Annotated in this window: 27 protein-coding genes; 1 reads left to right on the forward strand and 26 read right to left on the reverse strand. The window is 47.2% G+C overall.

From position 1 onward, the window contains the following. Nucleotides 1–18 precede the first annotated feature (18 nt). From V6C11_RS08580 to V6C11_RS08595, 4 genes are all read right to left on the reverse strand, one after another. Complete coding sequence (locus tag V6C11_RS08580) at nucleotides 19–471, reverse strand: tellurite resistance TerB family protein (protein ID WP_333530727.1); 453 nt, start codon at nucleotides 469–471, stop codon at nucleotides 19–21. 79 nt (nucleotides 472–550) lie between these two features. Next, the gene (locus V6C11_RS08585) at nucleotides 551–1,129 is read right to left on the reverse strand and encodes a TerD family protein (RefSeq protein ID WP_333530728.1); all 579 of its coding nucleotides are present in this window, start codon (nucleotides 1,127–1,129) and stop codon (nucleotides 551–553) included. 31 nt (nucleotides 1,130–1,160) lie between these two features. Beyond that, the gene (locus V6C11_RS08590) at nucleotides 1,161–1,772 is read right to left on the reverse strand and encodes a TerD family protein (protein ID WP_333530729.1); all 612 of its coding nucleotides are present in this window, start codon (nucleotides 1,770–1,772) and stop codon (nucleotides 1,161–1,163) included. Between the two features lie 18 nt (nucleotides 1,773–1,790). After that, nucleotides 1,791–2,366, reverse strand: coding sequence for a TerD family protein (locus V6C11_RS08595; RefSeq protein ID WP_333530730.1), 576 nt, complete (start codon nucleotides 2,364–2,366; stop codon nucleotides 1,791–1,793). A 121-nt stretch (nucleotides 2,367–2,487) separates the two neighbouring features. On the opposite strand from V6C11_RS08595, the gene V6C11_RS08600 reads away from it, so the two are divergent. Next, nucleotides 2,488–2,781, forward strand: coding sequence for a helix-turn-helix domain-containing protein (locus tag V6C11_RS08600; protein WP_333530731.1), 294 nt, complete (start codon nucleotides 2,488–2,490; stop codon nucleotides 2,779–2,781). 75 nt (nucleotides 2,782–2,856) lie between these two features. On the opposite strand, the gene V6C11_RS08605 is transcribed toward V6C11_RS08600, so the two are convergent. From V6C11_RS08605 to V6C11_RS08710, 22 genes are all read right to left on the reverse strand, one after another. Then, nucleotides 2,857–4,773, reverse strand: a complete 1,917-nt coding sequence (locus V6C11_RS08605; protein ID WP_333530732.1) for an ABC-F family ATP-binding cassette domain-containing protein — start codon at nucleotides 4,771–4,773, stop codon at nucleotides 2,857–2,859. A gap of 307 nt (nucleotides 4,774–5,080) precedes the next feature. Further along, on the reverse strand, nucleotides 5,081–5,764 hold the full coding sequence (locus tag V6C11_RS08610) for a response regulator (RefSeq protein ID WP_333530733.1): 684 nt from the start codon (nucleotides 5,762–5,764) through the stop codon (nucleotides 5,081–5,083). Next, nucleotides 5,761–8,478, reverse strand: coding sequence for a sensor histidine kinase KdpD (locus tag V6C11_RS08615; protein ID WP_333530734.1), 2,718 nt, complete (start codon nucleotides 8,476–8,478; stop codon nucleotides 5,761–5,763). Before V6C11_RS08615 ends, V6C11_RS08610 begins: the two co-directional genes overlap by 4 nt. Before the next feature lie 68 nt (nucleotides 8,479–8,546). Continuing rightward, nucleotides 8,547–8,687 (reverse strand): hypothetical protein, encoded by a 141-nt coding sequence (locus V6C11_RS08620; protein ID WP_333530735.1) that lies wholly within the window; start codon nucleotides 8,685–8,687, stop codon nucleotides 8,547–8,549. A gap of 338 nt (nucleotides 8,688–9,025) precedes the next feature. Further along, nucleotides 9,026–9,679, reverse strand: coding sequence for a potassium channel family protein (locus V6C11_RS08625; RefSeq protein ID WP_333530736.1), 654 nt, complete (start codon nucleotides 9,677–9,679; stop codon nucleotides 9,026–9,028). Between the two features lie 12 nt (nucleotides 9,680–9,691). Beyond that, complete coding sequence (locus V6C11_RS08630) at nucleotides 9,692–11,026, reverse strand: TrkH family potassium uptake protein (RefSeq protein ID WP_333530737.1); 1,335 nt, start codon at nucleotides 11,024–11,026, stop codon at nucleotides 9,692–9,694. A gap of 427 nt (nucleotides 11,027–11,453) precedes the next feature. After that, complete coding sequence (gene cobO, locus V6C11_RS08635; protein ID WP_333530738.1) at nucleotides 11,454–12,002, reverse strand: cob(I)yrinic acid a,c-diamide adenosyltransferase; 549 nt, start codon at nucleotides 12,000–12,002, stop codon at nucleotides 11,454–11,456. Nucleotides 12,003–12,094: 92 nt separating this feature from the next. Continuing rightward, on the reverse strand, nucleotides 12,095–12,673 hold the full coding sequence (gene cobU / locus V6C11_RS08640) for a bifunctional adenosylcobinamide kinase/adenosylcobinamide-phosphate guanylyltransferase (RefSeq protein WP_333530739.1): 579 nt from the start codon (nucleotides 12,671–12,673) through the stop codon (nucleotides 12,095–12,097). Nucleotides 12,674–12,687: 14 nt separating this feature from the next. Beyond that, nucleotides 12,688–13,758, reverse strand: a complete 1,071-nt coding sequence (gene cobD, locus V6C11_RS08645; protein WP_333530740.1) for a threonine-phosphate decarboxylase CobD — start codon at nucleotides 13,756–13,758, stop codon at nucleotides 12,688–12,690. Nucleotides 13,759–13,769: 11 nt separating this feature from the next. After that, entirely contained in the window at nucleotides 13,770–14,675 is a 906-nt protein-coding gene (locus tag V6C11_RS08650) for a GHMP family kinase ATP-binding protein (RefSeq protein WP_333530741.1), read from the reverse strand. After that, nucleotides 14,627–15,376 carry an adenosylcobinamide-GDP ribazoletransferase gene (gene cobS, locus V6C11_RS08655; protein WP_333530742.1) on the reverse strand — a complete coding sequence of 250 codons (750 nt, stop codon included), beginning with the start codon at nucleotides 15,374–15,376 and terminating at the stop codon, nucleotides 14,627–14,629. The genes V6C11_RS08650 and cobS overlap by 49 nt, the downstream gene beginning before the upstream one ends. A gap of 18 nt (nucleotides 15,377–15,394) precedes the next feature. Beyond that, nucleotides 15,395–16,342, reverse strand: a complete 948-nt coding sequence (cbiB, locus tag V6C11_RS08660) for an adenosylcobinamide-phosphate synthase CbiB (protein WP_333530743.1) — start codon at nucleotides 16,340–16,342, stop codon at nucleotides 15,395–15,397. Beyond that, on the reverse strand, nucleotides 16,339–17,877 hold the full coding sequence (locus V6C11_RS08665) for a cobyric acid synthase (RefSeq protein WP_333530744.1): 1,539 nt from the start codon (nucleotides 17,875–17,877) through the stop codon (nucleotides 16,339–16,341). Before V6C11_RS08665 ends, cbiB begins: the two co-directional genes overlap by 4 nt. A 12-nt stretch (nucleotides 17,878–17,889) precedes the next feature. Then, nucleotides 17,890–18,513, reverse strand: a complete 624-nt coding sequence (locus V6C11_RS08670) for a precorrin-8X methylmutase (RefSeq protein WP_333530745.1) — start codon at nucleotides 18,511–18,513, stop codon at nucleotides 17,890–17,892. A 6-nt stretch (nucleotides 18,514–18,519) separates the two neighbouring features. After that, nucleotides 18,520–19,302: a precorrin-6A reductase gene (gene cobK, locus V6C11_RS08675; protein WP_333530746.1), complete on the reverse strand. Its 783-nt coding sequence runs from the start codon at nucleotides 19,300–19,302 to the stop codon at nucleotides 18,520–18,522. After that, complete coding sequence (gene cobJ / locus V6C11_RS08680) at nucleotides 19,299–20,009, reverse strand: precorrin-3B C(17)-methyltransferase (protein WP_333530747.1); 711 nt, start codon at nucleotides 20,007–20,009, stop codon at nucleotides 19,299–19,301. The genes cobK and cobJ overlap by 4 nt, the downstream gene beginning before the upstream one ends. After that, the gene (locus V6C11_RS08685) at nucleotides 19,994–21,058 is read right to left on the reverse strand and encodes a cobalt-precorrin 5A hydrolase (RefSeq protein WP_333530748.1); all 1,065 of its coding nucleotides are present in this window, start codon (nucleotides 21,056–21,058) and stop codon (nucleotides 19,994–19,996) included. The genes cobJ and V6C11_RS08685 overlap by 16 nt, the downstream gene beginning before the upstream one ends. Further along, nucleotides 21,036–21,782, reverse strand: coding sequence for a precorrin-4 C(11)-methyltransferase (gene cobM / locus V6C11_RS08690; RefSeq protein WP_333530749.1), 747 nt, complete (start codon nucleotides 21,780–21,782; stop codon nucleotides 21,036–21,038). Before cobM ends, V6C11_RS08685 begins: the two co-directional genes overlap by 23 nt. A gap of 96 nt (nucleotides 21,783–21,878) precedes the next feature. Continuing rightward, nucleotides 21,879–22,481, reverse strand: coding sequence for a precorrin-6Y C5,15-methyltransferase (decarboxylating) subunit CbiT (cbiT, locus tag V6C11_RS08695; RefSeq protein WP_333530750.1), 603 nt, complete (start codon nucleotides 22,479–22,481; stop codon nucleotides 21,879–21,881). Next, complete coding sequence (gene cbiE / locus V6C11_RS08700; RefSeq protein ID WP_333530751.1) at nucleotides 22,474–23,100, reverse strand: precorrin-6y C5,15-methyltransferase (decarboxylating) subunit CbiE; 627 nt, start codon at nucleotides 23,098–23,100, stop codon at nucleotides 22,474–22,476. Before cbiE ends, cbiT begins: the two co-directional genes overlap by 8 nt. Beyond that, the gene (gene cbiD, locus V6C11_RS08705) at nucleotides 23,079–24,191 is read right to left on the reverse strand and encodes a cobalt-precorrin-5B (C(1))-methyltransferase CbiD (protein WP_333530752.1); all 1,113 of its coding nucleotides are present in this window, start codon (nucleotides 24,189–24,191) and stop codon (nucleotides 23,079–23,081) included. Before cbiD ends, cbiE begins: the two co-directional genes overlap by 22 nt. Further along, nucleotides 24,178–25,575: a cobyrinate a,c-diamide synthase gene (locus V6C11_RS08710; RefSeq protein WP_333530753.1), complete on the reverse strand. Its 1,398-nt coding sequence runs from the start codon at nucleotides 25,573–25,575 to the stop codon at nucleotides 24,178–24,180. The genes cbiD and V6C11_RS08710 overlap by 14 nt, the downstream gene beginning before the upstream one ends. Nucleotides 25,576–25,652 lie beyond the last annotated feature (77 nt).

Genomic DNA, 25,652 nt, shown 5'->3' on the forward strand with positions numbered 1-25,652 from the left:
TCCTTAAAAATCTAGGTCTTACAGTTGGAATTCCGAGGTCTCGATGCCAATTTCACGACAGATATCTCTAACGACCGCTTTTTCTTGTTCGTCAAAATTTCCATCAGCCATCCCAATGGCACAGCAAACGCTTACAACCACGCGAGCTGCCTCTCTGTTAGATCGCATTTTCATGATTGCTTTATATGCTTCTGCCTTACCAATGGTATGGTCAAAACCAAAGTTTTCCGTAAAATGGTTAAATCTTTCAATTACCTTTGAAGTATCGAATACTTTTAGTTCTTCACTTCTTTGAATATAGCCTAACATTTTGGTCTTTTCTGCCGAATCAATGTGTCCATCAGCGGCAGCCACTAGGGCGCAGCCTGCTATTACAGCATCCAAAAATTCTTTGTTTTTGAAACGTTTAACCGAATCGAGCAGGGTACTCTTTGTACTGTTAAAAAAACCTTTTATGCCAGAAAAACTCAAGAATTATCACTCCTATATTTTTTATGACTTTAAGAAGGGGTGCACGAAGCACCCCTTCTCACATATTTAATTGTTAAATCTAGCCTGCGCTTAAGCCGTAAGTTTCAGCCAAGGAGGCCAGTCCACCTTGGAAACCACTGCCCACTGCATTGAATTTCCACTCGCCATTATGACGGTAGATTTCGCAAGCAACGATACCTGTTTCGACGGAGTAATCTTCGCCCAGATCGTAGCGCATAAGTTCCTCGTTTGTTTCGTTGTTGGCTACACGAACATAGGCGTTGGAAACTTGTCCAAAGTTCTGATTGCGAGCAGCAGCTTCGTGGATGTTAATGCAAATAGCAATCTTTGCAACATCAGCAGGAACAGTGGCTAGATTGACGGTTAAGGATTCATCATCACCATCACCTTCGCCAGTACGGTTGTCCTCGGAAAGAACCACAGAACCAGAGGGATCTTGCCGATTGTTGTAGAAGATAAAGGCACCGTCGCCAGAAGCCTTACCGTCTTCTTTTACCAAAAAGGCGACGGCATCTAAATCGAATTCATTACCGCCATCATATTTATTGGTGTCCCAACCAAGTCCAATAAAAATTTTGGTTAGCCCAGGATTGGTTTTCGTTAAATCTATCTTTTGACCTTTAGCAAGAGAAATCAAATTAATTACCTCCCATATTGTTTTTATATTATTACATATATCGTCTGGTCAAGGTTTCAAGACCAGTGTCATTGGTTGCCTCGCCAGTGGCAGCAAATTTCCATTCACTATTATGTCGATATACCTCGCCAAGGATGAGCGCTGTTTTTCCATCGTATCCCTGGGATAGGTTAAATTTGCAGATTTCCTGACCGTTGGCACTGTTTACCGCACGGATATAGGCGTTTTGGATCATGCCGAAGTGTTGTTTCCGTTGAACACATTGGTAGATATTGACCACAAACACTAGACGATGAACGTCAGCAGGAACCCTTGAGAGATCCACATTAATTTGTTCGTCGTCACCATCACCTTCACCGGTTAGGTTGTCCCCCATGTGCTGAATGGAGCCACATGAGCTTTTCTTGTTGCCAAAATAAATAAGATGGTCCTTTTTCTTTAACTTTTGATTAGCATCTAACATGTAAACGGAAGCATCGCAGTCAATGTTGGCACCACCGCCACCGCCGCCAAAAAGTGATTTTAAAAGACCACCGCCGCCGCCGCTTTTAATGGGGTCCCAGCCAAGACCGACCGTTATTTTTGTTAGACCAGGGTTCGTTTTGGTTAAGTCAATTTTTTGACCCTTTTGTAAGTTAATCAAACTAGCTAACTCCCTTCTTTATGCATCTAAACCGTAAAGTCGCACCAGCCCTTGCAGTCCATCATTAAAACCTTGTCCAACTGCAGCAAACTTCCACTCTGCACCATGACGATACAGTTCTGCAAACACGAGGGCAGTTTCGACACTGTAATCCTCACTTAGGTCGTAACGAAGCAATTCTGCACCGTTGGCGTCATCAACCACACGCACGAAAGCATTGGATACCAGACCAAAGTTTTGTCCCCGTTCACGGGCCATGTGGATGGTTACAGTAATCGCTATCTTCTGTACGTTTGCCGGAACCTTGCTCAAATCAATGGTTACTTGTTCGTCGTCACCATCACCATCACCCGTAAGGTTGTCCCCCATATGTTGAACAGAACCGCTTTTGTGCATGAGGTTATTGTAAAACACAAAGTCATCGGCACTGGTGCATTTGCCGTTTTCACTGAGAAGGAAGGCAGAAGCATCCAAATCAAAGTCTGGTCCATCAAATTTATTGGTGTCCCAACCAAGACCGACAACAACCTTAGAAAGACCTGCTCTACCCTTTGTCAAATCAACCTTTTGGCCCTTTTGTAAATTAACTGCCACAGAAAATATCCTCCTTTATTTGTTTTGACAAAAACTACAACTTTATGTAGAATTATACTAGCTAATCGCAATTTTAGCAAGAAATATCTCGTATCCAAAATACTTTCTGGAGTTGGTATCATTGTTTTCTTATAAACCTTTAATGCTGCAGTTAATGTTGCGTGGCATTAAAAAAGCGGATTTGCAAAAAGCACTCTCCCTAAGCCCCACAACAATTGCCAAAATTAAAAAAAATAAATATCTTTCGATGGAAATACTGGATCGTATCTGTACCTACTTAGATTGTGAGATTAATGAAGTTATCCAGCATATCAAGCCATCTGTAAATAAACGACCAAAGGTATCATTAATGAAGCCGGTAAAGGTGATGCTGCTAGATAAAATTCGAATGAACAGCCAGGAGAAGAATCCCTAATTTAGTCAATAGAAAGGGACTGTTTGTACTAGAACCACTGGTTCATTGTGCAACAGTCCCCTTAACATTTTATTCTTAGCGTCGACTTTGTTTTTCTATTTCTTCGGCCAGTTCATTTAAATAGGCCCAACGATCCATTAATTCTTCTAACCGAAGTTCCAATCCCTTTTGCTTCTCTATCAGTTCCTGCAATAACTCATAATTGCTGCCGGCCTGGTTAATTTTATTATTTATTTCTGCCAGTTCCACCTCTGTCTCGGCGATAATATCGTCAATTTGCTCATATTCCTTCTGTTCTTTATAGGTAAACTTTAGGGGTTTGGCTTTTTCCTGGGCCTGAGGTTCGATGGTTTTAGGGGTTGGCGGTTTCCTGTCTACTGCTGGTTCTTGGGGCAGGTTTTCAATAAAATCCTGATAATCAGAATAATTTCCCACAAAGTTTCGGATCTTGCCATTTTCTTCAAAGGCCAAGATGTTTTCGATGGTTCGATCCAGAAAGTAGCGGTCGTGGGAAACCACAATTAAGGTGCCAGGGAAATTATCCAAATAATCTTCAAGGATGGTCAAGGTTTGAATATCCAGGTCGTTGGTTGGTTCATCAAAAAGCAGCACATTGGGAGATTCCATCAAAATCCTTAATAAATAGAGCCTTCTTTTTTCCCCACCGGAGAGGTCGGAAATGGGTGTCCATTGAACCCTGGGCGGAAATAAAAAACGATTTAACATTTGTGAGGCACTGATTAGCCCACCATCTGAGGTCGGCAAATATTCGGCTGCCTCTTTGATATAGTCAATGACCCGGATATCCCTGTCCATTGCCTGGTTTTCCTGAGCAAAATAACCGATTTTCACCGTTGGGCCATGTTCTGCCTGGCCGCTATCGGGACTTAATCTGCCGGCTATTATGTTCAGTAAGGTTGTTTTGCCGCTGCCATTGGGACCAATAATTCCTACCCGCTCATCCTTAGTGAAAATATAGTTAAAATCTTTAATTAAATTTTTCCCCCCGAAGTCTTTGTTAACATGTTCTAATTCAACGACTTTTTTGCCCAGGCGTGAGGCTTCGATGGAAATTTCTAATTTGTCCGTATTGCTTTCAAATACTTTTTCCTGCAGCTTTTCAAAACGATCAATTCTGGCCTTTTGCTTGGTGCTTCTGGCCTTGGCCCCCCGCCGAATCCAGGCCAATTCCTTTCTTAGAATGTTTTGTCTTTTTCTTTCCGAAGACTCCAACTGCTCTTCCCTGACCGCCTTTGCTTCCAGATAGGTGCTGTAGTTTCCCTCATAGCGGTAAACCTTACCATTGTCTAATTCCCAGATGTTATTGACCACTCGATCAAGGAAATAACGGTCATGGGTAATCATCAGCAGGGCACCTTTGCGTTTGTGTAAGTACTGTTCCAACCAGGCAACTGTTCCATTATCAATATGGTTGGTAGGCTCATCCAGAATTAAAAAATCCGCAGGGTTTATCAGGGCACCGGCCAAGGCAACCCTTTTTCTTTGGCCTCCGGACAGAACTTCAATGGGGTCATTAAAGTTAGCGATGCCCAGTTTGGTTAACACGGTCTTTGCTTCATTCTCCAGGTGCCAGGCATCCAGCTCATCCATTTTCTGCCCCAAGACAAGAAGTTTATCTTGCAGTTCTTTACTGTTTGGTTGGCAATTTAACATATCCATGGTCTTTTCATATTCCAGAAGTAGTTTCATAACCGGCGATTGTCCCCTGAAAACCTGCTGCAGCACCGTGGCAGATTCATCAAAGAGAGGATCCTGGGGAAGATATTCCACCTGTAGGTTACTTATCATGGTGATTTTGCCGGCATCAACCGGTTCCTTGCCAGCCAACACCTTTAACAAAGTTGATTTTCCCGTGCCATTTATGCCCACCAGGCCAATCTTTTCCCCTTCCGAGATGCCAAAGGAAATGTTGTCTAATACTTCCTTAACGCCAAAGTTCTTTGAGATATTTTCAACTGTTAGTAAATTCATAGAGATTCCTTCTTTTATAATTATTCTCTAATAATGTAGCACAGGATATTAACCGGTGTCCATTCCCGCTTGTTCAATCTGGGAAATGGCCATGAGTCAGGGGCTTTGGGCTTTAAGCCATCAGATTGCCATCCTGGGCGGTAGCGAATAATCTTTCTTACATGAGCACCTTCTACACCATAGCCTTGTATAATGCCGTATCCTCTATCACCAACAACCCCATAATAATATAATACATTAAAAACAGACCAAAAGATTTGAATCTGTTAACCTGCTTACCAGACTTTTCTGTCGCATCATAAGTATACTATACTAACCGATACCCCACTCCGGGCTCTGTGATTATATGACGGGGCCGGGTCGGGTTTGCCTCTATTTTCCTACGAAGCTGTCCTATGAAAACGCGTAGATAGTGTGTGTCATTTTCATAGGTTGGACCCCAACAGGCAATCAATAACTGCTTGTGGGTTAAAACCTTTCCTGCATGAATGGCTAAGTTCTTAATTAAATCGTACTCTGTAGGGGTTAGCTTAACTTCTTCACCCTGAACTAAAACCTTTCTGTGGGCTAGGTCTATTACTAAATCATCAAACTTTAACACCGGTTCATCTGTGACCTTCACAGAATGTCTCATGGCGGTCCTGATGCGAGCTAATAGTTCGCCCATGCCGAAGGGCTTAGTCAGATAATCATCGGCGCCGGCATCCAGTGCTATTATTTTATCCTTCTCCTGCTCTTTTGCCGATAAGATGATTACAGGTGTCTTGGTCCATTCCCTTAAACGGGTCATTACTTCCAATCCATCCATATCCGGCAGACCCAAATCTAATATTATTATATCTGGACGAAAGGTGGTAGCTTCACTAAGTCCCTGTTGACCAGTGGCCGCTTCTGCCACTTCATAACCATGACTAGTTAATGCCACCCTCAGTAGTTTTTGAATTTGACTTTCGTCGTCAATAACCATAATGCGTGCCCCTTTACTTTTCATAGTTCTCCTTTGTAAACTAACCTATCGTTTACTGTTGGCTGATTTTCTAAGGGTAAGGTAAATATCATCTCTACTCCTCCACCCTGCCTATTGGCTGCCCAAATTTTACCCTCGTGAGCTTCCAAAAAGCCCTTACAAATGGCTAAGCCTAGTCCTGTGCCACTAACAAGTCTGGGTGATTGTAAACGGTAAAATTTATCAAAAATCCGTTTCATGTCTTCCTCTGGAATTTTCGGTCCTTGGTTTGCTATGGTTATTTCAATTTCCTTTTCATTTTGAAGGGCTGAAATGGTAATCTCGGTACCAGATTCAGAGTATTTTAACGCATTATCTAATAGGTTAACAATTACCTGTTCAATCAATGTAAAATCCACTTTTACTAAGGGGAGGTCGTTATTAATTTTGATATTAACGGACCTGTCCCCTAATGATTTCTCCAAGGAGCTAATGGCAACACCAACTATATCTTGTAAATCACACCATTCTTTATTGGGCTGGACCAGGCCACCTTCCAACTTGGCCATATGTAAAAGGTTATGGACAAAGCGGCTCATGCGCAGTGCACCCTGCTGAATGCTTTGCAGCAGATCCCGCCTGGCCTCCTTGGTATAAACCTCGTCACTTTCCAGCAGTCCGGAAACTGCACCAAGTATGGAAGCCAGGGGCGTCCTTAAATCATGGGACAAAGAATTAAATAAGGCACTACGTAAGCGTTCAGACTCTGCCAGTGTTTGGGCTTCTCTGGCCTGTTCAGCCAGCTTAACCCTGGCTATGGCCATGGAGGATGTTCCGGCAATGGCCTCCAGTAGGCGTAGTTGTTCCGGTTCAAAATAGGTATCAGGGTCTCCTGAGCGTATTCCCAATACACCTCTAATTTCATTATCTGTTCGCAAGGGTAAATAAAGCCCTTCAGCAGCACTCAAGGTCTCTGTACCTTTGCCAGCCTTTTGGCCCCGGCTGAAAACCCAGTCGGCCACTGCGTGCTCATTTGCATTAAAAAAACTATTTTCTACGGTTATATAACTTGCCTTAAGCTCTAACTTCTTGTCTCGATCCGGTAACAGAAGCACAACCTGACCTTCAATGGTTTCTGCAACCTTTTTTACAATGCTTTCCAGAACAGGTTCTAACTCCGCCACCGCCGCTATCTCCTTGCTTAAAGAGTAAAGGGCAGAAACCCTGGCCTCCCGGCGACGGGAGTTGATTACCTGTTGTCTAAGACGGGTAGATAAACGACTGGTAAAAAGAGCCACCACCAGGAATATGCCAAAGGTAATGACATGGCGTATATCGGCAACCGTTAAGCTAAAGGTGGGTGGCACCACAAAGAAGTCAAAACCTATCATAGCCATTATGGACGTGGCGATTGAGGGGCGGGTGCCCCATCTTACAGCACTAAGAAGAACCGGCAACAAATAAAGCATGGCAATATTAACTACCCCCAGTTCCTCTTTTAAAGATGAAGCTACCAGTGTTAGAGCCATAACGATTAATAACAAAGTTAGATAGGTAAGAAAAAAGGACAAATTCCTGGTCGGTTCCTGGGCAGGTTGTTGTACCTTTTGGCGTTTTTGAAGCAATTTTGGGTTTCCTGGAATAACGTGAACACTCATTCCATCACTCATCCTAATAACCTTATCTACCACCGAGCCGTGCATTAGTTCCCAAAGTCTTGAATAAAGGGGCTTTCCAAGGATAATCTGGGAAATATTTCTCTTACGGGCCAGTTCCAGTAACTCTTCTGCTGCATCATTACCTGTTAGGTTTATAGTTTCTGCTCCTAATTCCTCAGCCAAGTGCAAATTCTTAGCCAGTTGATCCTTTTCTTCCTCACTTACAGGAAAGCGCCGTGGAGTATCCACATAGACAGCCATCCACTCCGCTTGCAAGCCCTCTGCCATTCTTCTTCCTATTCGAATCAGTTGGGCGGAGAAAGGACTGGCACTGATACAAACTAATATTTTTTCACCAGTGGGCCAGGGCCCGGCAATACCGTGCACTCGCATGTAAGATTCCAGTTGACGGTCTACCCTTTTTGCAGTATACCGTAGGGCCAGTTCCCTTAGAGCATTAATATTGCCCGTTCTAAAGAACATCCGCCTGGCCTCCTCAGCCTGCCCGGGTATATAGACCTTACCGTCCTTTAGTCGCTGAATTAATTCTTCCGGTCGGAGATCAATCAATTGAATTTGCGCATTTTGTTCCAGAATTCTGTCCGGAACGGTTTCTCTAACGGTAACGCCAGTAATTTGAGCCACCACATCATTTAGAGTTTCCAGATGCTGAATATTGATGGTGGTATAAACATTAATCCCCGCAGCCAGCAGTTCTTGAACATCATGATACCGTCGGGCATGACGGGACCCTGGTATATTGATATGGGCCAATTCATCCACCAGGGCAATTGCAGGTTTACGGGCCAGCAGGGCATCTAGGTCCATCGCCTGGAACTCTTTACCCCGGTATTCCATTTGTCTTGGAGGAACGACGGGAAGGCCTCTAACAAGGGCCTCCGTCTCAGCTCTTCCGTGGGTTTCCACCCAACCGATAACAACATCTACACCTTCGGACAACCTTTCCCAGGCGTCCTCCAACATAGCATAGGTCTTACCCACACCAGCTGCGGCACCAAGAAAAACAGTCAGTTTTCCCTGTCCTTCCTTTTCAATAGTGGCCAGTAGGGCATCTGGGTCTACCCGTCTTTCTTTAAACATTAAAACGATCTCCTATCCTTAAAAAGGGAATCCAATTCCATATTTAACTTTAGCACATTAACCCTAAGTTACCAAAGGATCCAAATTGCCATCCCGCTTTTGCTGCTCTGCCAACCGGTAACTGCCAGTGGATAAGCAAGGCCTGTTGCCAGTGTCATGACTAATAAAGAGTAATCATGCTCGGGATACGGTTTTCGCCATTTTCTCATACTTCCCTTTCCTATTTTCTTACTAACCCTAAACCAGTTTTTTCATACAATTGCTTTAGGGGTTACCAGAAAATACTTATTGGACCCCCACATAGCAAAATTCGATAGAAATTGGCCTAACCCAATTCTTTTATAGAGGGTTAGGCCTTGCGTATGATCAAAAAATAAAAGCTCCAAGTTATCCAAACTTAGGACTTTTAAGTGAATGCCTTTATTGAACCAGATAATCAAACTTATAATACCTATAAGGGATCAACTTGCTATCCCTTAATTCTATATGGGGGTTTTTTATGCTATGCATAGTAAATATAGAGATTGATGCTCCATGTGATTAACTCTTATACTTCAACTGTGTCAAAATATTGCAGCCGTTCTGTTTTGCCAATGACCACCAGTATATCTCCTTCTTCTATAACCTGACTGGCGTTTGGGGATATAATCATCTCTCCGCCCCTGCGGATGGCTAAAACCGTTATACCATAATTTTGACGAGCACCTGACTTCTCCAGCGATTTGTTAACAAGTTTGGGTGGGGCGACCATTTCCACCAAGCTGTATTCTGGGGAGAGGGAAATCTGGTCCATAACATTTTTAGATACCAAAGCAGAGGCCACTTTTATCCCCATATCCCGCTCCGGGAAGATAACTTTATCTGCCCCTACCCTCTCCAGGACCTTCCCATGTAGTTCACTCTGTGCTTTAGCAACCACCTTATTCACGCCCAATTCTTTAAGCATAACCGTTACAAGTATACTTGCCTGAACTTCCTTACCGATGGCTACCACAACCACATCAAAATTTCTGATACCTATGCTTTTTAGTGCATGTTCATCTAAGGCATCCAAGGTAACGGCATGGGTTACATGCTCCACTATATCATTAACCCGTTCCTCATCGATGTCTGTGGCAAAGACTTGATAGCCCATTTTACTAAGGGTCATAGCAACGCTGGTGCCAAACCTACCCAATCCAATTACTGCAAATTGTTTCACTTAATAGTCCCCCTACCCTATGATTACTCGCTCCTCTGGATAGCGAATGTGGTTTTTTCTTTTAAGGCGTGAAGCCAATGCAAATGCCAAGGTTAAGGGCCCAAGTCGCCCGATAAACATGGTCAGGATAATTATAATTTGGCCAAAAGACGTAAGATTTGTGGTTAAACCCGCACTTAATCCCACTGTGCCAAAGGCTGAGACAACTTCAAACATTATTGCCAGGAAGTCTGCTTTTTCAGTTATACTCAAGGCTAAGGTAGCAAAAATCACCCAGCTAATAGCTAGTAAAACTATACTTAAGCTCTTGAATATTAAATCTTTAGGGAGTCTTCGTTGGAAAAGCTCAGCGTCTTCTTTGCCCTTAGCCAAGGTAATGACCACCAGCCCAAGCATACCAAAGGTGGATGTTTTAATTCCACCCCCTGTAGAACCAGGGGAAGCACCAATAAACATTAATAAAATCATGAAAAATAAGGTAGCAGGTCTTAGTGTTGCTATATCTATGGTATTAAAACCGGCTGTACGTGGAGTTACTGACTGAAACCAGCTGGCCCAAAGCTTAGTTCCAAAATCTAGCGGTGCTAGGGTATTATTGAATTCCAGTAAGAATATAACCACTGTACCTAGAACTAAAAGTGACGCAGTAATAAGCAACACAAAGCGGGTATGCACTGTTAATTTTTTTGTTTGACGAAAGCGTAATAGGTCTGCAATAACTGTGAAACCAATACCGCCTAATATAATGTTGAAAGTAATGGCAATGTTGACAATTGGGTCACCGACATAGGAAGTTAATCCCTTGAAGCCTCCCATTAAATCAAAGCCTGCATTATTAAAACCGGAGACAGCATGAAAAATACTAAACCATATTCCTTTTAAAGTACCAAATTGGGGTATCCAGCGGGTCATAAGAAGTAAAGAAACCATTAATTGAATGGTTAGGGTAATAAGAATAACCTGTTTGGCTAACCTAACTAATCCACTAAGGCCAATTAAATTTAGGGATTCCTGAATTAATAGCCTTTCTCGGAAGGAAATTTTTCGCCCCATTAGTAAAGCAAAAAGTACAGCCATTGTCATAAAGCCTAGACCCCCTACTTGAATGAGAGTCATTATAACTACATGGCCGAAAGTGCTCCAGTGTGTGCCAGTATCCACCACCACCAGGCCTGTAACACAAACAGCAGATGCAGAGGTGAAAAGTGCTGTCAGAAAGTCGGTATACTGGTTATTGGCTGATGAAATCGGTAGTGTGAGCAAAAATGCACCCGACAATATCACCCCTAAAAAACCTAACACCAATACCCTTGATGGATGATTTAATATAACCAATATTTTGTCCATGAGATATCACCTTCTTGTGTCCTTTAGCTTGCAATTAAAAAAAGCTAACGTAATCCGGTCGTTAGCTTTTAGATTTGCACTTTTATCTCTACGAACAATATTATATAGCTCATTCCCATAAATATAGGGTAAAGAAAGTGTTAAGGGATATAAAGAAAGTATAAAGATTTACAGTAAGTAATGCACAACAAGTCCGGCTAAGACAATCCTCAATAGCTGGTAACCACTTTTTACTGGATAAGGATGCAGTAAAGTCCTGTTGAATTAAGTTGGTTTTCGTTGGTGCCGCTAGCGGTATGGGGAACTCACCTAAACACGGAATAAGATATGTTAGTTTACATAATTATGTGATATGTAAACCAACATAAGTAAAATAATTTAATCAAATATACCCAAAAGCCCCTGGCTCATGGCCCGGGGCTAAAAATCACATCTCTATGCCCACAACAGCACCTACACCCTCATTGTAATAGTGCTTCACTGGGTTAACCTCGCTGACTAGATCCGCTGCTGCTATAATTTCCGGCTGGGCATTTCTCCCGGTAATTACCAGATGCATGCCCTGGGGCCTGGTTTTAATTAATTCCAGAACCTCCGCCAGTGGCAGAACATCATCAATGGGGAAGTTTTTAATGGCCAAAGCATTGTTTAGTTCATCAAGAATGACCAGATCATAGTCTCCGCTGGCAACCTTTTCTTTGGTAAAGGTCCAGGCCTGCCGTAAAGCCTCCCGATGTTCTTCCGGTGTCTTGGTCCAGGTAAAACCACTGCCCAGTTGAAACATATCAATGCCAAGCCGATCGAATGCTATTTTTTCCCCGTAGGTATGTTCCGGGGATTTGATAAATTGAATCATCAGCACCCGTTTGCCTCTGCCCCAGGCACGAACAGCCAAGCCCAGTGCCGCTGTTGTTTTACCCTTGCCATCTCCGGTGTATACCAAAAGCAAACCCCGCTGGTTGTCAGGTTTGTCCATATGTTGCACCAAGCCTCCTTTTTCAATATTATTATGGTAATTTTTATTACGGTTATATCCTTCCCACTCCACTCTGACAATAGCCTGGGGAATTACCTTGAAATTGGCAACTTAAACTCCAAGCTTTTCAGTTCAAGGGGAATCCCTGCGGTTACCAGAAATACTTGGCCGCAAACCTGAGCCAATCGTTGGTTCAGCCAGCCGGCCAAATCTCTGAATTCTCTGCCCAGCGGATAGGCAGGAACGATGCCGCTGCCCACTTCATTGCCCACCAGCAATAGGTGACCCGAAAAATCAGCGACGGCATTGACCAATGCGTCTATTTGCGAAGAAACCTTTGAGACTTCCGCTTCTTTTTCAGCCAACAGCAGCCAATTGGTGAGCCAGATGGTTAGACAGTCCACCAAAATCACTTTGTTCCCGGCCTGAACAGCAGCCTCTGCCCCAAGCCGCAGCAGTGTGGCGGCCAGTTCATAGGGTTCTTCGACGGTTGTCCAGGAAAATTCAGAATCCCTGCGGCGATTGCGGTGCAGTTGGATTCTTTGCTCCATTTCTTTGTCATAGGCATGGGATGTTGCGATATAAATGCCACTGCTGCCCAGATAGGCTGCATATTTCTCCGCAAAGGCACTTTTACCGCTTCTGGTGCCGCCCGTTACCAGTGCGATCATTTGATCAGCCTCCATTAGGTTTTTGGCAATAATTCTCGTAGAGACAGCAGAAGTATTGCATTATCCTCTTCCGATCGAACCGCTACCCTAAAATAATATTTATCCAGGCCCATGTAGTTTTCACAAAGCCTGATTAAGATTCCCTTTGGTCCTAAGAAGTTTTGCAGCTCCTCCGCTGTATAGCCGCTTTCCCGACAGTCCACCAGGATAAAATTGGCTGTTGGCCAGAAGGGCCTGAGACCTGGGATGGAGCTAAGTCCATCTGCCAACAGGGGTCTAAGGCGATTCATTTGCGCGAACGTATTGGCACGATAGGGCTTATCCCGCAAGGAGGCAACACCGGCCACCTGAGCCATTAAGTTAACCCGCCAGGGTGGTAAAACAGCCGTTAAAGCTTCAACGACAACCGGCGATGCTGCTAAGTAACCCAGTCTAAGTCCAGGCATGGCGAAGAACTTGGTTAAGGAACGCAAGATATATAAGTGGCTATTAGCTGGCAGCTCTGGCAAGAGGGATTGTTCCGGCGAGACAAAGTCCATAAAGGCTTCATCCAGCAAAAGAGAGGCTCCGCTGGTTTGGGCCAGATCCAATAGAATCTTGACCTGTTCTTTTGCTACCAAATGGCCGGTGGGATTGTTGGGATTACAAAGGATAACTAAATCATCCTGTTTTAGCTGTTGCCCCACAGCCTCGATATCTAAGATAAAATTATTATGCCTGACCAAAGGCAGATGAACTTGTTCAATTTCCCTAAAGGCATCGGCGTACTCACTAAAAGTAGGCACTGGCAATAAAACCCTGCGAGGTTTTAATAACCTGCCCAGGGCATAGATAAGCTCTGCAGCACCATTCCCCAAGATCAGCATTTCCTCGGGCAGGCCGGTTAAGAGGGCTATTTCCTTTCTTAAAGTATCTGCCTGGGGTTCCGGATAATGCCTAATCTGGAGCAGTGACTGCTGGATAGCCTCCAGAGCCAAGGGTGATGGCCCCAGGGGGTTAATATTGGCACTAAAGTCCAGGATGGATTCTTCTTTCAGGCCATAGGTCTGTGCTGCCAACCAGACATTTCCACCATGCTTTTGCATTGCTGTCCCCCCTATTTTAGACCGCCGCTGACCATGGTTGTCTGCCAAACCTGCCACCCCGGTCTTTTATGGCCAATGTATTGGGCGGCCTCCCCTGCAGCAACCCGGTCAGGGTGCATAAGCATACCCATGACAGTACCGCTATGGGCCACCAGTACACCCAGGGCCTGCAGCTCCGCGGCCCACCTGAGCCATTGGGCTAAGTGAGGCTTGGGTAATATTACCTGGTTGGCCTGGGCGCTGATACTAGCTCCCCGCCCCAGCATTTCCCAATCCCTGGTTAATAAGCCTCTGGTTACTAAATCAGTGGCTTGACGTACCATGGGTTCCTTTTGTAAGTTCTTACTTGCCAGGTCCTTACGATGGTTAAAAAGAATGGTATCCACTGTCCCGCCGGGATCAGCAATAACCAGTTTAAGGGGCGGTGCTGGTCCTAAATATTTTTTTACCACACCGTTTAAATGATTGCAGATAATAATGCCGGGAAACATTATTCCGTCACTTGGTTCAATGCTGGTGGCAATTTTCGCGATGATTTCCGCCCTAAGCTCTTGACCAAAGGCTCTGGCAGTGGCCAGGCAAGTGGCGGCAATATCCGCACTGCTGCTGGCCATTCCTTTGCTTTCGGGCAATCGGGAGTTTCTTAGGATAGAACCCCGGTAAGTTGGTTGGCCCAAATAATCTAAGGTCATTTGCAAGGCATGGTAGGATTTTTCCAGCCCCCTGCTATGTTCACCCCACTGTCCCAGTTCAACTGTTACTTCACTCCAAAGATCAATGGGGCAAGTAATCAGAAAGGGTTCTCCCTCGATGGTGCCCTGTACCAGTTCACCACAGGTACCGGGAGCGGTGGCTGTACCACGCAGAACTATAGCATTAAGGTCTGCTGAATCAATAGGATAAGGAAAAACACCCACGTTTCCATCATCTCCCCCAAAGCTCCGTAGGTGTCACCTGTCATGCCACCTAACCTTTTTACAATGAATTCTATGGTAAACCAGGTAATCAAGCAGATTAGCCCCAGCAGGGCTAGTCCTTTCGGGCCAAAGAACCACAAACAGCCGGCGATCAGGGTTAATGTGGCCAATGCTAACTGGATTTTGCCCGCTTGCTGCAGACAGGTTCCCAGACCACCTGTGGCCCTGGCATAGGGATAGCGGGTAATGGCCAGAACCATTGCCCAGCGGCCAGCCATTGGAGCCAGCATCAAGGCTGTCAGCTTAAGTGGTAAATCAAGTTCAGATAGGAAAGATATTTTTAGGAGCAGTATTGTACCAAAGGCAATGGCACCCATTGCCCCCACACGGCTGTCTTTCATAATTTCTAATTTTCTCTGGTGATCACGTCCGCTAAAGATGCCATCGGCTGTATCCATGAGTCCATCCAGATGCAAAGCACCGGTGAGTATAATGATGGTTATCAGTCCAAGGGCATCAGCCGCTAAGTTTAAGCCAAGGGAGTGTAAAGCATAACAAACCCCGGCTGCCAGTGAACCCAGCAGTAAACCCACCAAAGGGTAATAGGCAACGGAATTAGCCAATTCCCTATGGCCTGCCATTTTATTGTAAACAGGAAAGATTGTTAAGAAACTGATTGCCAGCCGTAAAGAGCTAAACAATGGTAGGCCTCCCGTATCTTAATGAAATAAGTAATCAAATACCATGCCAACTGCCACCACCGAAGCGGTAACCCCATAGGTAAGCTTTAGTGCTTGGGCAATATGCCGATGGGATAGGGGAAATTTTTCTTCTCCCATCACGGCTCTGTGGGATACCTGACCTCGGTAGTAATTGGTACCCCCTAATTGAATTCCCAGGGCACCGGCCACCGCAGCTTCTGGAATACCACTATTGGGACTGGGGTGCTTAGGGGCGTCTCGCAGCATGGTCCGAATGGTGGCCCTAAAGCCACCGGGGTAGAATACGGCCAACAATGGATAAAAGAAACCCGCCAATCTTGCCGGGAGGTAGTTGGCCAGGTCATCCAGCCGGGCAGCGGCCCAGCCCAGATAGCGATATTTTTCATCCTTGTGACCAATCATGCTATCCATGGTGTTGACCGCCTTGTAAGCCATGGCCAGGGGTGCACCACCAATAAAAGCATAAAAGAGCGGTGAAATAATGCCATCTACGGTGTTTTCCGCCACGGTCTCCACCGTAGCCCGGGTAATTCCCCGGTCATCTAATTGATCCGTATCCCGTCCAACGATCATGGCAACCTTAGAGCGGGCTTCCTTTAAATCACCCCTGGTCAAGGGCTCAGCCACTGCCATGGCATGCTGACCCAGACTCTTCACGGCCAGTGTGGTGGCAAGTAACCATAGGTGTACCCCAAAGCCCAGATAGGGATGGACCCTTTCCGCCAATTTAATCAAGGTCCAGGTTCCCAGCCAGGCAAAGGATATAACCACGAAAACCAACAGGATACCACCCAGCCGTAATCCTGTAGGGCTTGTGGTTAATTTTCGCACAGTCCTTTCGCACCGATTAATCAGACTGCCCATGATGACCACCGGGTGGGGAATAGGCCGGGGATCACCCACCAAGATATCTGTTAGCAATGCCAGCAGGATAAGGCTGATCATGGCTTCCCTGCCCCTAAACCCATCATTTGATAGAGCTTTTGCATATCGAGATGCTGTCGCACAGCTTCTGCCAGGTGATCATATTTTTCTTCCCGATTTTCCGGCAGCTGCGCCAGGGTAAGCTTTTGTATGCCCTTAGCCTGGCGCAGGGAATTGATCCAGGCCAATAGCAGGGACTTATTATCGAATAACCCGTGCAGATGGGTCCCCCAGACAGTACCTTGGTTGTTCACGGCACCGTCTTGTAAATCTGCACGCTGACCGGAACGTTGGGTTATCTGCAGCAGAGGTTTTACTTCATTACCCAGAGTGACCTGGCCAGTGTGAATTTCGTAGCCGGTTATTTCCTGGTTCGTTACATCACAATCAATAAATTCCGGACAAATTATTTTTGCTTTGCAACGGTGGGTTTGCTTTTCCTGGTAAAAGGTTGTTTCTATATCCAGCAGGCCTAAGCCAGTTACACTGCCTAAGCTTGCTTCGGTGCCCCAGGGGTCATAAAGCATTTTCCCCAGCATCTGATAACCACCACAAATTCCCAAAATGGGTAGACCACTTCCGGCCAATTCAATAATTACTTGATCGGTGCCCTTTTCTTTGAGGTACTGCAAATCTTCGATGGTATTCTTGGTTCCTGGCAATATTAGGACATCCGGTGTCCCCAGGGGTTCCCCAGGACGTACAAAACGCAGGGAGATTCCCGGCACCTGTCCGATTAAATCAAAATCTGTAAAATTGGAGATACGGGGTAATTTGATAACAACGATATCCAGCTCAGACCCGGCCGAAACATGTACATTTCCCTCTAAAGCAACGGAATCCTCCTGTTCAATGCCATGCTCATGCAGGTAAGGTATAACACCCAGCACGGGTTTGCCTGTGCGCTGCTCTAAAAATTCCAGCCCTGGTTTAAGCAGCTCAATATCACCCCGGAATTTGTTAATCAGAAAACCTGCTACCTTTTCACGCTCATGGGGTTCCAATAGTTCTAAGGTCCCCACCAGGGAAGCAAAAACACCGCCACGGTCAATGTCTGCCACTAAGATTACCGGGGCTTCCGCCAGCATAGCGGTTCGCATATTAACGATATCTCGATCTTTTAAGTTGACTTCCGCAGGGCTGCCAGCCCCTTCAATGACCAGCACCTGAAATTCCCGGCGCAGTTCCTCAATACACTGACTCACTAAACTGACCGCTTCAGGTAAAAATTTTGCCCGGTAGTCCCTGGCACTCATATCTGCCAGAGGTTTTCCCAACACCACAATTTGAGCGTTGAGATCCTGTTTGGGTTTAATTAACACAGGATTCATGGTCACTGTGGCCTCTATACCCGCTGCCTCTGCCTGGGCCCCCTGGGCCCGTCCAATTTCCCCCCCGGCTAAGGTTACGTAGCTGTTGAGGGCCATATTTTGGGCTTTAAAGGGTGCCACACGAAAACCGTCCTGTTTAAAAATACGGCACAGGGCCGTACATAGCAAACTTTTCCCCACATGGGAAGAGGTTCCCTGAATCATGATGGTTTTTGCAAGGGCCAAAGCGGCACCTCCCTATTTGTAATACAGCAGGGCATTGATGGTTGCTGCTGCCAGGGGACTGCCACCACGGGTACCTAATATGGTAATATGGGGCAGATCCATTTGGGACAGCAATTCTTTGGAGTGGGCCGCGCCCACAAAGCCCACTGGCATACCCACAACCAGGGCCGGCTGCAAGCCTTCCTTCATCATGCGCATCAAGGTATACAGAGCGGTGGGGGCATTGCCGATGGCCACCACTTGACCCTGCAGGCGATTGCCAAACCTCTCCATGGCCACAGCCGAACGGGTAATGCCCCGCTCTTTGGCCTCTGCCACCACTTCCTCACTGTGTACCGCACAGTGTATCTGACCACCCAATTCTGCCAGTCGACGGCTGTTTATCCCAGACTGCAGCATGGTCACATCCGTATAAATATCGACGCCAGCTCTCAAAGCTGCCAGTCCCTGCGCCACGGCCCGGGGATGGAAACGAACCTGTGAACCTAATTCAGGATCACCGCTGGTATGTATAATTCGGCTAACCACAGCCTTTTCTGCCGGCGGCAAATTGAATGACTTAAGAAACTCTGCCACCTGCCGCATACTTTCACGTTCAATCTCCTGGGGCTGCCAAATGATATCCTTAAAGTCCATATTTTTTCACTTCCTTGTCTGCCGGCTCGCCTTAAATTTTTGGCAATACTGCAAAACTTCTGCCGGGGCATGCAGTATCAGGGGGTAATTGATTAGGGGCCGCTGCCAGATAACAATGGGTATGCCTAGCTGCAAGGCCGCCTCTAGCTTCTCCTCTACGCCGCCGGTATTACCGCTATCCTTGGTGATGACGACCTCTGCCCGGTACTGTTTATATAAGGCCAGATTCAATTCCCGGCTGCAGGGTCCTTGTAAAGCAATGATGTCCCTTGGTATTAAGCCCAACGCCAGACAACTGGCGACAACCGCCGGCTCTGGCAATACCCTGGCCACCACCCTTACATCCGTTTCCTTAGCAGCAGCCATGAGCAGAGGCAGGTTTTTACTGCCCAGGGTTGAGAAAATAACCTTGCCCAGGGACAAGGCTTTCTTAATACTATTGTTGAGGTCGTCGCATGCATGGACCAGTGGGTGAGCAGGGAGCTTTGTTTGAGGTCTTTCCAACCGCACATAGGGAATGCCCACTTCTTGGGCAGCAGCAATGGCCGTCTTTGAGGCTTCGGCTGCAAAGGGGTGTGTGGCATCCACCAATAACTCAATGCCTTGAGCCAGGAGTTCCTCCAAGGAAGCTTTGTCCAAAGCCCCAGCCCGGACCTGCTGCACCCCTTGGTCGCTAAGAAGCTTACTGCCATAATCTGTCACAGTGGAAGCCAGCACGGTAAACCCAGCTTTCTGCAATAATGCAGCGGTTTTTCTGCCTTCCAGTGTACCGGCCAGTACTAGGATCACAGGCGGTAGCCCCTTGGGGTTACCATCTGCCCATCGATTATCCTGGTCTGGGAATTGCCAATAATGACGGTGGTTAGCATATCAATATCATGCTCCAACATTTCTTGCAGGGTGGTAAGAGTTTTTTGTTCATCACCGCGCCGGGCCAGGCGGACAATGCCCACCGGCGTATGGGGTGACTTATGTTTTAGCATCCGTTCCTGGGCAATTTTGATATTGTCCGGTCGACCGTGGCTGCGGGGGTTGTACAAAGCAATAATAAAATCTCCGGCTGCTGCTGACTCCACCCGTTTAAACATAATTTCCGTGGGTGTTAACAAATCACTCAGACTGATCACAGCAAAGTCATTCATGAGGGGTGCTCCCAGGCTGGCTGCTGCCGCTGAGACAGCCGTAATACCGGGAATAATCTTCACCGGAACCCGCCCCTCGGCGACCTCCAGGATTAGTCCGGCCATACCGTAGATACCGGGATCACCGCTGCTGACCACGGCCACCACTTTTCCCCCGGCGGCCAACTCCACCGCCTGTTGGGCCCTGGCTACTTCACCCCGCATGGGTGTGGTCACCCTTTCCTTATGCCCAATTAAATCTGGAATTAATTCTAAATAAGTATGATAGCCCACCACAACCTGGGCAGCTTCGATGGCTGCCAGGGCTTCCGCCGTAAAGGTCTCACGGTTGCCTGGCCCTAGTCCCACCACCATAATTTGGCCTCTGCCAGGGCCACTGTCACTGGCCCTATTTTCTGCTTGGGTACTTTGATCTGTCCCATGCCACTGGCTGTTATGGCTGCCGGTTCGCATACTCCACCAACTCCTATTTGTTCTTTAACAAAATCTGATTGGTTATATTGCACGGTAAGATGCTGTATTTGTTCCCTGGTCACTTCAATTAAGGGAACCCTAAAATATCTTGCTGCCTGCAATAGTCCAGGTTCCTGCATTTTTAAATCCACTGTGGTCAGGTATTTTAGAGAGAGTAAACTATAACCTGAGCATCTAAAAGTTTCTTTGATTGCAGCAATAATTTGTTTCCCACTGACCCCTTTGCGGCAGCCCACTCCGGCTACCAGATTCCTTGGCCTTAACATTAGTCTTGGTTCCCCACGGTGCTGTACCAATTGGTTGGTAATATATACCACAGGTCCCTGGCAACTGCCTTGATCCGTCTGGGACACAGTTAAACCCTGCATGACCTCTGGCTTTAGCTGCCAGGGGGAAACAATTTGTAATGGTTTTCCTTCCACCAGAAGTCGATTAAATAACTTGATCCCTCGAAAAGGGTAAACCTCACAAGCCAATTCCTTCGCTAACAGATCCAGGGAAGGTACACCCACCACATCCGTGGCAGTGGTAATAACTGCCGTGCCACCGATTAATGCAGCGATCCTTCTGGCCAAAACATTGGCACCTCCCAGATGTCCGGCAAGCAGACTGATGGCGTGCTGACCCCTTTCATCCAGTACCACCACAGCGGGGTCGGTCCTTTTGGACTGCAGCAAAGGTGCCAGTGTCCGGACCACAATGCCTGTGGCCATGATAAAAATAATTTGGTTATATTGGTTAAAGACAGTTTTTACTGTTTCCTGCCAATGATCAAAGAAAATTGTCTGAGCAGGATATCTGTCACTGGTAAGCCGCTGCGGCAGGTAAAGATCGGCACCCTGGCAAAGTCCAGCCAATTTCTGGGCTAAACTGGCGCCACCATCCGTCAGAGCCAGTACTGCAACCCTATTCTTCTTTGCGATAGCCATGCTCAAACCCAGCATCGTAAAGTAAAGAACGACCTCCTGCGGTTAAAAATTCACCCACCAAGATCAGGGCTGTACGTTTGATACCCGCCTTTTCCACCAGCTTTGTCAATTCCTGGAGTGTGCCGCGGCACACTCTCTCCTCGGGCCAGGAGGCCCGCTCCACCACTGCCACAGGTGTGTTTGGCTCATAGCCCTGCAGCAATTCCTTCTGTACTTTTTCTGCCATTCCCACCGAGAGGAAAACAGCCAGGGATGCTCTATGCTGGGCCAAACTGGACAATTCCTGAGCCGCCGGTACCGGCGTGCGTCCGGCCAGGCGGGTAATAATAACTGTCTGGGAACCGCCGGGGACGGTATATTCCCTTTTAACAGCAGCAGCGGCGGCCAAAAAGGAGCTGACCCCTGGTACGATTTGGTAGGGAACTCCCAGCTTATCCAATTGCGTCATTTGTTCCCCAATGGCCCCATAAATGCTGGGGTCTCCTGTATGCAGCCGCACCACCAACTGATTACGCTGCTGGTATTCCACCATCAAGGATACGATTTCTTCTAAAACCAGCGGGGCACTGTCAACCAACCGGGCCTCTGCCCGGCAGCAGTTCATTACTTGTAAAGGCACTAAGGATCCTGCATAAACAACCAAGTCAGCCTGTTGCAACAACCGCCAGGCCTTAACCGTTAGTAGCTCCGGGTCCCCTGGCCCTGCTCCGACAAAATAAATCATCCGTTCATCATCCGTTCCGGTTTATTTATTTAGGAGTGTCGTAAAACTACTCGTTCGTACGCAACACACCCCGAAAAGTCCCACGGCCCATGGCCATTAATCAGCTTTCTGTCCGCTAACTATCAGCACCGGGTTAAGACCCTGCCACATCTGGGATTGGCCCACCTGCCTGGCCCTGGCCACTGTGATATTGACAGCCTCTGTTTGCTGATAACCTTTATCCGCCAGGAATCTGAGTACCCGGGGACCTGTTTCCAGGGTTATGGCAGTGGCCACCAGCCAACCACCGGGCTTAAGCTTGCGGTGGGCTGTCTCCAGAATTTCCGTCAAGGCCCCGGCACTGCCGCCAATAAAGATACGGTCCGCCGGCGGCAGCTTTTCCATTGTGTCAGGGGCAAAGCCTGGTACCAGACGAACATTCGTAAGTCCAAAGCGTCGGGCATTGGCTTCCACCAGTTCATCGGCAGAACTGTCCTTTTCCAGAGCATAAACAGTACCGTTTTTTATCTGGAGGGCACATTCCACCGTCACACTGCCGCTGCCTGCCCCCACGTCATAGACCACAGCACCGGGAAATAATTTCATTTTCCCGATGGCAATCATGCGTATTTCCTGTTTGGTTATGGGCACGGTGTTTGACTGTTTGAAAAGCTGATCCGGTATACCGGGTGTTGTATAGGCCCATGCCACTTTAGGCACCGATAACCACCACGCAATTCTCAAATTTTTGGTTTGACTCTGCCAGAGCAGCTAAAGTTCCTCGGAAAATCGTTTCATTGGCACAGGAAAGATTGCAGCCCACCGAAACCGGCAAGTTATGGCAACCATTGGCTAATACTTCCTTGGCTAAGGCCTGGGGACTATTTTTAGCATCTGTTAAAACAGCAACCGTAATCCCTGCCTTAACCATGCCGACTAACCGATGGTCCTCTCTGCCGTGGCGACTTAGCACCACAGCATCCTGCCAGGGACTTTTTAGCCTGGCAAACATCAGCTGTACAGAGCTAATGCCGGGAATAAACTCTAAACAGTTAGGCGACAGCTTTTCTGCCAGGGTGGCGGCAAAACTATAGATTCCTGTATCTCCGGATACCAGCACCACCAGCCGCTTGTGTTTATAGTTTTGTTGTATAAATTCAATGGCAGCATCCAGATTGGCAGCCAGAGCATAGGTTTCTTGCTCCGGGCGGGCAAACTGATCCAATAGCCTGCGTCCACCCACCACCACTTCCGCCTGTTGTATGGCGGCAGCCCCGGCAGCAGTAAGGTAGTCCGGTCCACCGGGACCCACACCAACTACTTTGATGATATTTTCCATCCCAGTGCCTCCCCAATTTCTCTGGCTCCCTCATCATAGCCCACAATTTCACCGCTGAGGGCATACATGACCGTTCCCACCTTGAACTTTTCCCTGACATAGCCAGCAGCCCTCTGACTGGCTGCCGCAGCCAAGTTTTCAAAGACCTGGGATAAGTCATGGCGACCTAAGATAGTTACCGCTTCCTCAGCGGTATTCATGTTCATTAACAATTCAATGACCGAGCGGGGTGCCCCCAAAAGAGCCGCGTGGGCCGCAATGGTTTCCCGCCGTCCATCGGCAAGCTTGCCCAGGGTATGAAAAATTCCCGCGGCTAGCTTGACTAATTTACCCAAGTGACCCAGTAAAAGTACCCCTTCCACAGGCCTTTTGGCACACTCTTCCAGCATGGTGCCGATAAAATTACTGGTTTCGATCACTGCCTCAGAGGGTAGTGCAAGCTCTGCTGCCTTTTTTACCCCTAAACGACCCGGTGTCAGTACCAGTAAGCTGTGTCCCAGGGCCAAGGCCTGATCAATTTGCGGCACCAAAGACCGTCGGTATGCATCCTCGGACATGGGCCGGACAATGCCGCCGGTGCCCAGGATGGAAATACCTCCCACAATACCCAGTTTGGGATTCATGGTTAGATTTGCCACCGATTCCCCCTCCGGCACGGCTATGACAACCTTTGCTCCCCCATCCGGCCCCAATACTTCCCTTACTTCCTGTTCAATCATTTGCCGGGGTACCGGGTTAATGGCCGCTTCTCCCACTGGCACCGACAGGCCGGGCTTGGTAACGACTCCTACACCCTGGCCGCCGGTAATCTGAATTTCCCCGGGCTGCAGCGACACTTCAGCCACAACCGTCATGCCGTGGGTCACATCTGGATCGTCACCGGCATCCTTCACCACGGAACCACGACAGAACGGATCTTCCTTGTCCACCCGGTCAATGTCTATTACGATCTGACCACCACCGGGTAGGGAAACAGAAACATTTTGGACAATGATGCCCTTTACCAGGGCCATTGTCGCTGCCTTGGCCGCCGCTGCGGCACAGGTGCCGGTGGTAAAGCCAGATCTTAACTCCTTTTTACTTTCTTCCATGATTTACTCTCCGTACCCTGTATCGTTGGCAGGCCGCTAAAAAGTTTTGGGCCGCCCCAAGGTTATAGCGAAAATGAATGTGTACATAGGATGCCAGAATTTCCTTATGGGCATAGCCTTCAGCACGGCCTTCCTTGCCACGTCCTCCGGTTAACTGATAGACATTCGATGCGGCAGGTAGATCCTCCATAATGGACCAATGAAACTCATGTCCTTTCAGGGTCATATCTGGTTCTCCCAACAAACAGGTTTTTGTTAACTTGGCCTGGACATAACCCAGGGCTGCCAGGCGCTGTCCCATTTTTACCCGAGCCGGTACCAGTCCTACCCCGGCAAAGGCTTGGCCGGCTAGATCCGTAATGCTTTCACACAGATACATAAACCCACCACACTCTGCATAAACGGGCATTGCTTGCCGGCTGCGCTCTACTAATTCATGCTTTAATAATTGATTAGCGGCTAACATGGGTAAAAATTGTTCGGGAAATCCTCCGCCAATATAGATGCCGTCTATATCCGGTGGCAACAGGGTATCCCTCAGGGGACTAAAAAATACTAATTCCGCCCCTAACTCTACAAGGTAATCAAGACTGTCTTGATAATAAAAATTAAAGGCTTCATCGCTAGCCACCGCTAACCTCACACCCTTAAAGGACTGTTGTACCGGCAGTATTTCACGATCTGTCAGCTCCGGTGCCTGTTGGGCTAGAGTCAGCAGCCGTGTCACATCGATTTGTTCCTCAACTAACTGGGCCAGTGCTGTTAGGGTTTGGTCTAATTCCTTATTTTCTGCTGCGGGCAGCAGTCCCAAATGACGCTGGGGCATCACAATATCCCTTTGTTTGACCAATGCTCCCAGTAAAGGAATGCCCAGTTCCCCTTCCAACACCTGTTTAATAAATTGTCTATGACCCTCACTGCCTACTCCATTGGCAATAACGCCACAGACCTGTAAATTCGGATCAAAATTTTGGTAACCGCTAATTAGGGCCGCAGCACTGCGGGCCAACCCCTGGGCTGAAAAAACCAAAACCACCGGGGCCTTAATAATTTTGGCAACCTGGGCTGTACTGCCCCTTTCCCCTTGCCCTCTGGCCCCGTCAAATAAACCCATGACGCCTTCCACCAGGGAAAGATCCATTCCCTTGGCCCTTTTAATAAATAACTCATGCACTTTCTCCGGTGAGCCCATCCAACTGTCAAGGTTATGGGAAGTGATACCAGCGGCTGCTTTATGGAGACCGGGATCGATATAATCAGGCCCTACTTTGAAGGGTTGTACCTTAATACCCCTCCGTCGGAAGGCTGACAGTAATCCCAGGGTGAGGGTAGTCTTTCCTACACCACTGTGGGTTCCGGCCAGAACAATTCTTGGTATTCTCATAGATTGCTCCTGTTTGAATATTCATACTTTTTAACGAGAGTTAGTAAAACAAATTATAGTATAAAATTTATGGCAAT

The sequence above is a fragment of the Desulfotomaculum sp. 1211_IL3151 genome, assembly GCF_036763075.1.
GTDB lineage: Bacteria > Bacillota > Desulfotomaculia > Desulfotomaculales > Desulfotomaculaceae > Desulfotomaculum.

Coding starts and splice junctions, on each gene's coding strand:
- V6C11_RS08610 (WP_333530733.1), bottom strand. CDS start 5,764: ATGAAAAGTAAAGGGGCACGCATTATGGTTATTGACGACGAAAGTCAA.
- V6C11_RS08615 (WP_333530734.1), bottom strand. CDS start 8,478: ATGTTTAAAGAAAGACGGGTAGACCCAGATGCCCTACTGGCCACTATT.
- cbiB (WP_333530743.1), bottom strand. CDS start 16,342: ATGATCAGCCTTATCCTGCTGGCATTGCTAACAGATATCTTGGTGGGT.
- V6C11_RS08630 (WP_333530737.1), bottom strand. CDS start 11,026: ATGGACAAAATATTGGTTATATTAAATCATCCATCAAGGGTATTGGTG.
- cobU (WP_333530739.1), bottom strand. CDS start 12,673: ATGATCGCACTGGTAACGGGCGGCACCAGAAGCGGTAAAAGTGCCTTT.
- cobM (WP_333530749.1), bottom strand. CDS start 21,782: ATGATTTATTTTGTCGGAGCAGGGCCAGGGGACCCGGAGCTACTAACG.
- V6C11_RS08710 (WP_333530753.1), bottom strand. CDS start 25,575: ATGAGAATACCAAGAATTGTTCTGGCCGGAACCCACAGTGGTGTAGGA.
- cbiE (WP_333530751.1), bottom strand. CDS start 23,100: ATGGAAAATATCATCAAAGTAGTTGGTGTGGGTCCCGGTGGACCGGAC.
- cobJ (WP_333530747.1), bottom strand. CDS start 20,009: ATGGTGGTGGGACTAGGGCCAGGCAACCGTGAGACCTTTACGGCGGAA.
- cobO (WP_333530738.1), bottom strand. CDS start 12,002: ATGGACAAACCTGACAACCAGCGGGGTTTGCTTTTGGTATACACCGGA.
- V6C11_RS08605 (WP_333530732.1), bottom strand. CDS start 4,773: ATGAATTTACTAACAGTTGAAAATATCTCAAAGAACTTTGGCGTTAAG.
- V6C11_RS08620 (WP_333530735.1), bottom strand. CDS start 8,687: ATGAGAAAATGGCGAAAACCGTATCCCGAGCATGATTACTCTTTATTA.
- cbiD (WP_333530752.1), bottom strand. CDS start 24,191: ATGGAAGAAAGTAAAAAGGAGTTAAGATCTGGCTTTACCACCGGCACC.
- V6C11_RS08670 (WP_333530745.1), bottom strand. CDS start 18,513: ATGGACTTTAAGGATATCATTTGGCAGCCCCAGGAGATTGAACGTGAA.
- cobD (WP_333530740.1), bottom strand. CDS start 13,758: ATGCAAAAGCATGGTGGAAATGTCTGGTTGGCAGCACAGACCTATGGC.
- V6C11_RS08685 (WP_333530748.1), bottom strand. CDS start 21,058: ATGGCTATCGCAAAGAAGAATAGGGTTGCAGTACTGGCTCTGACGGAT.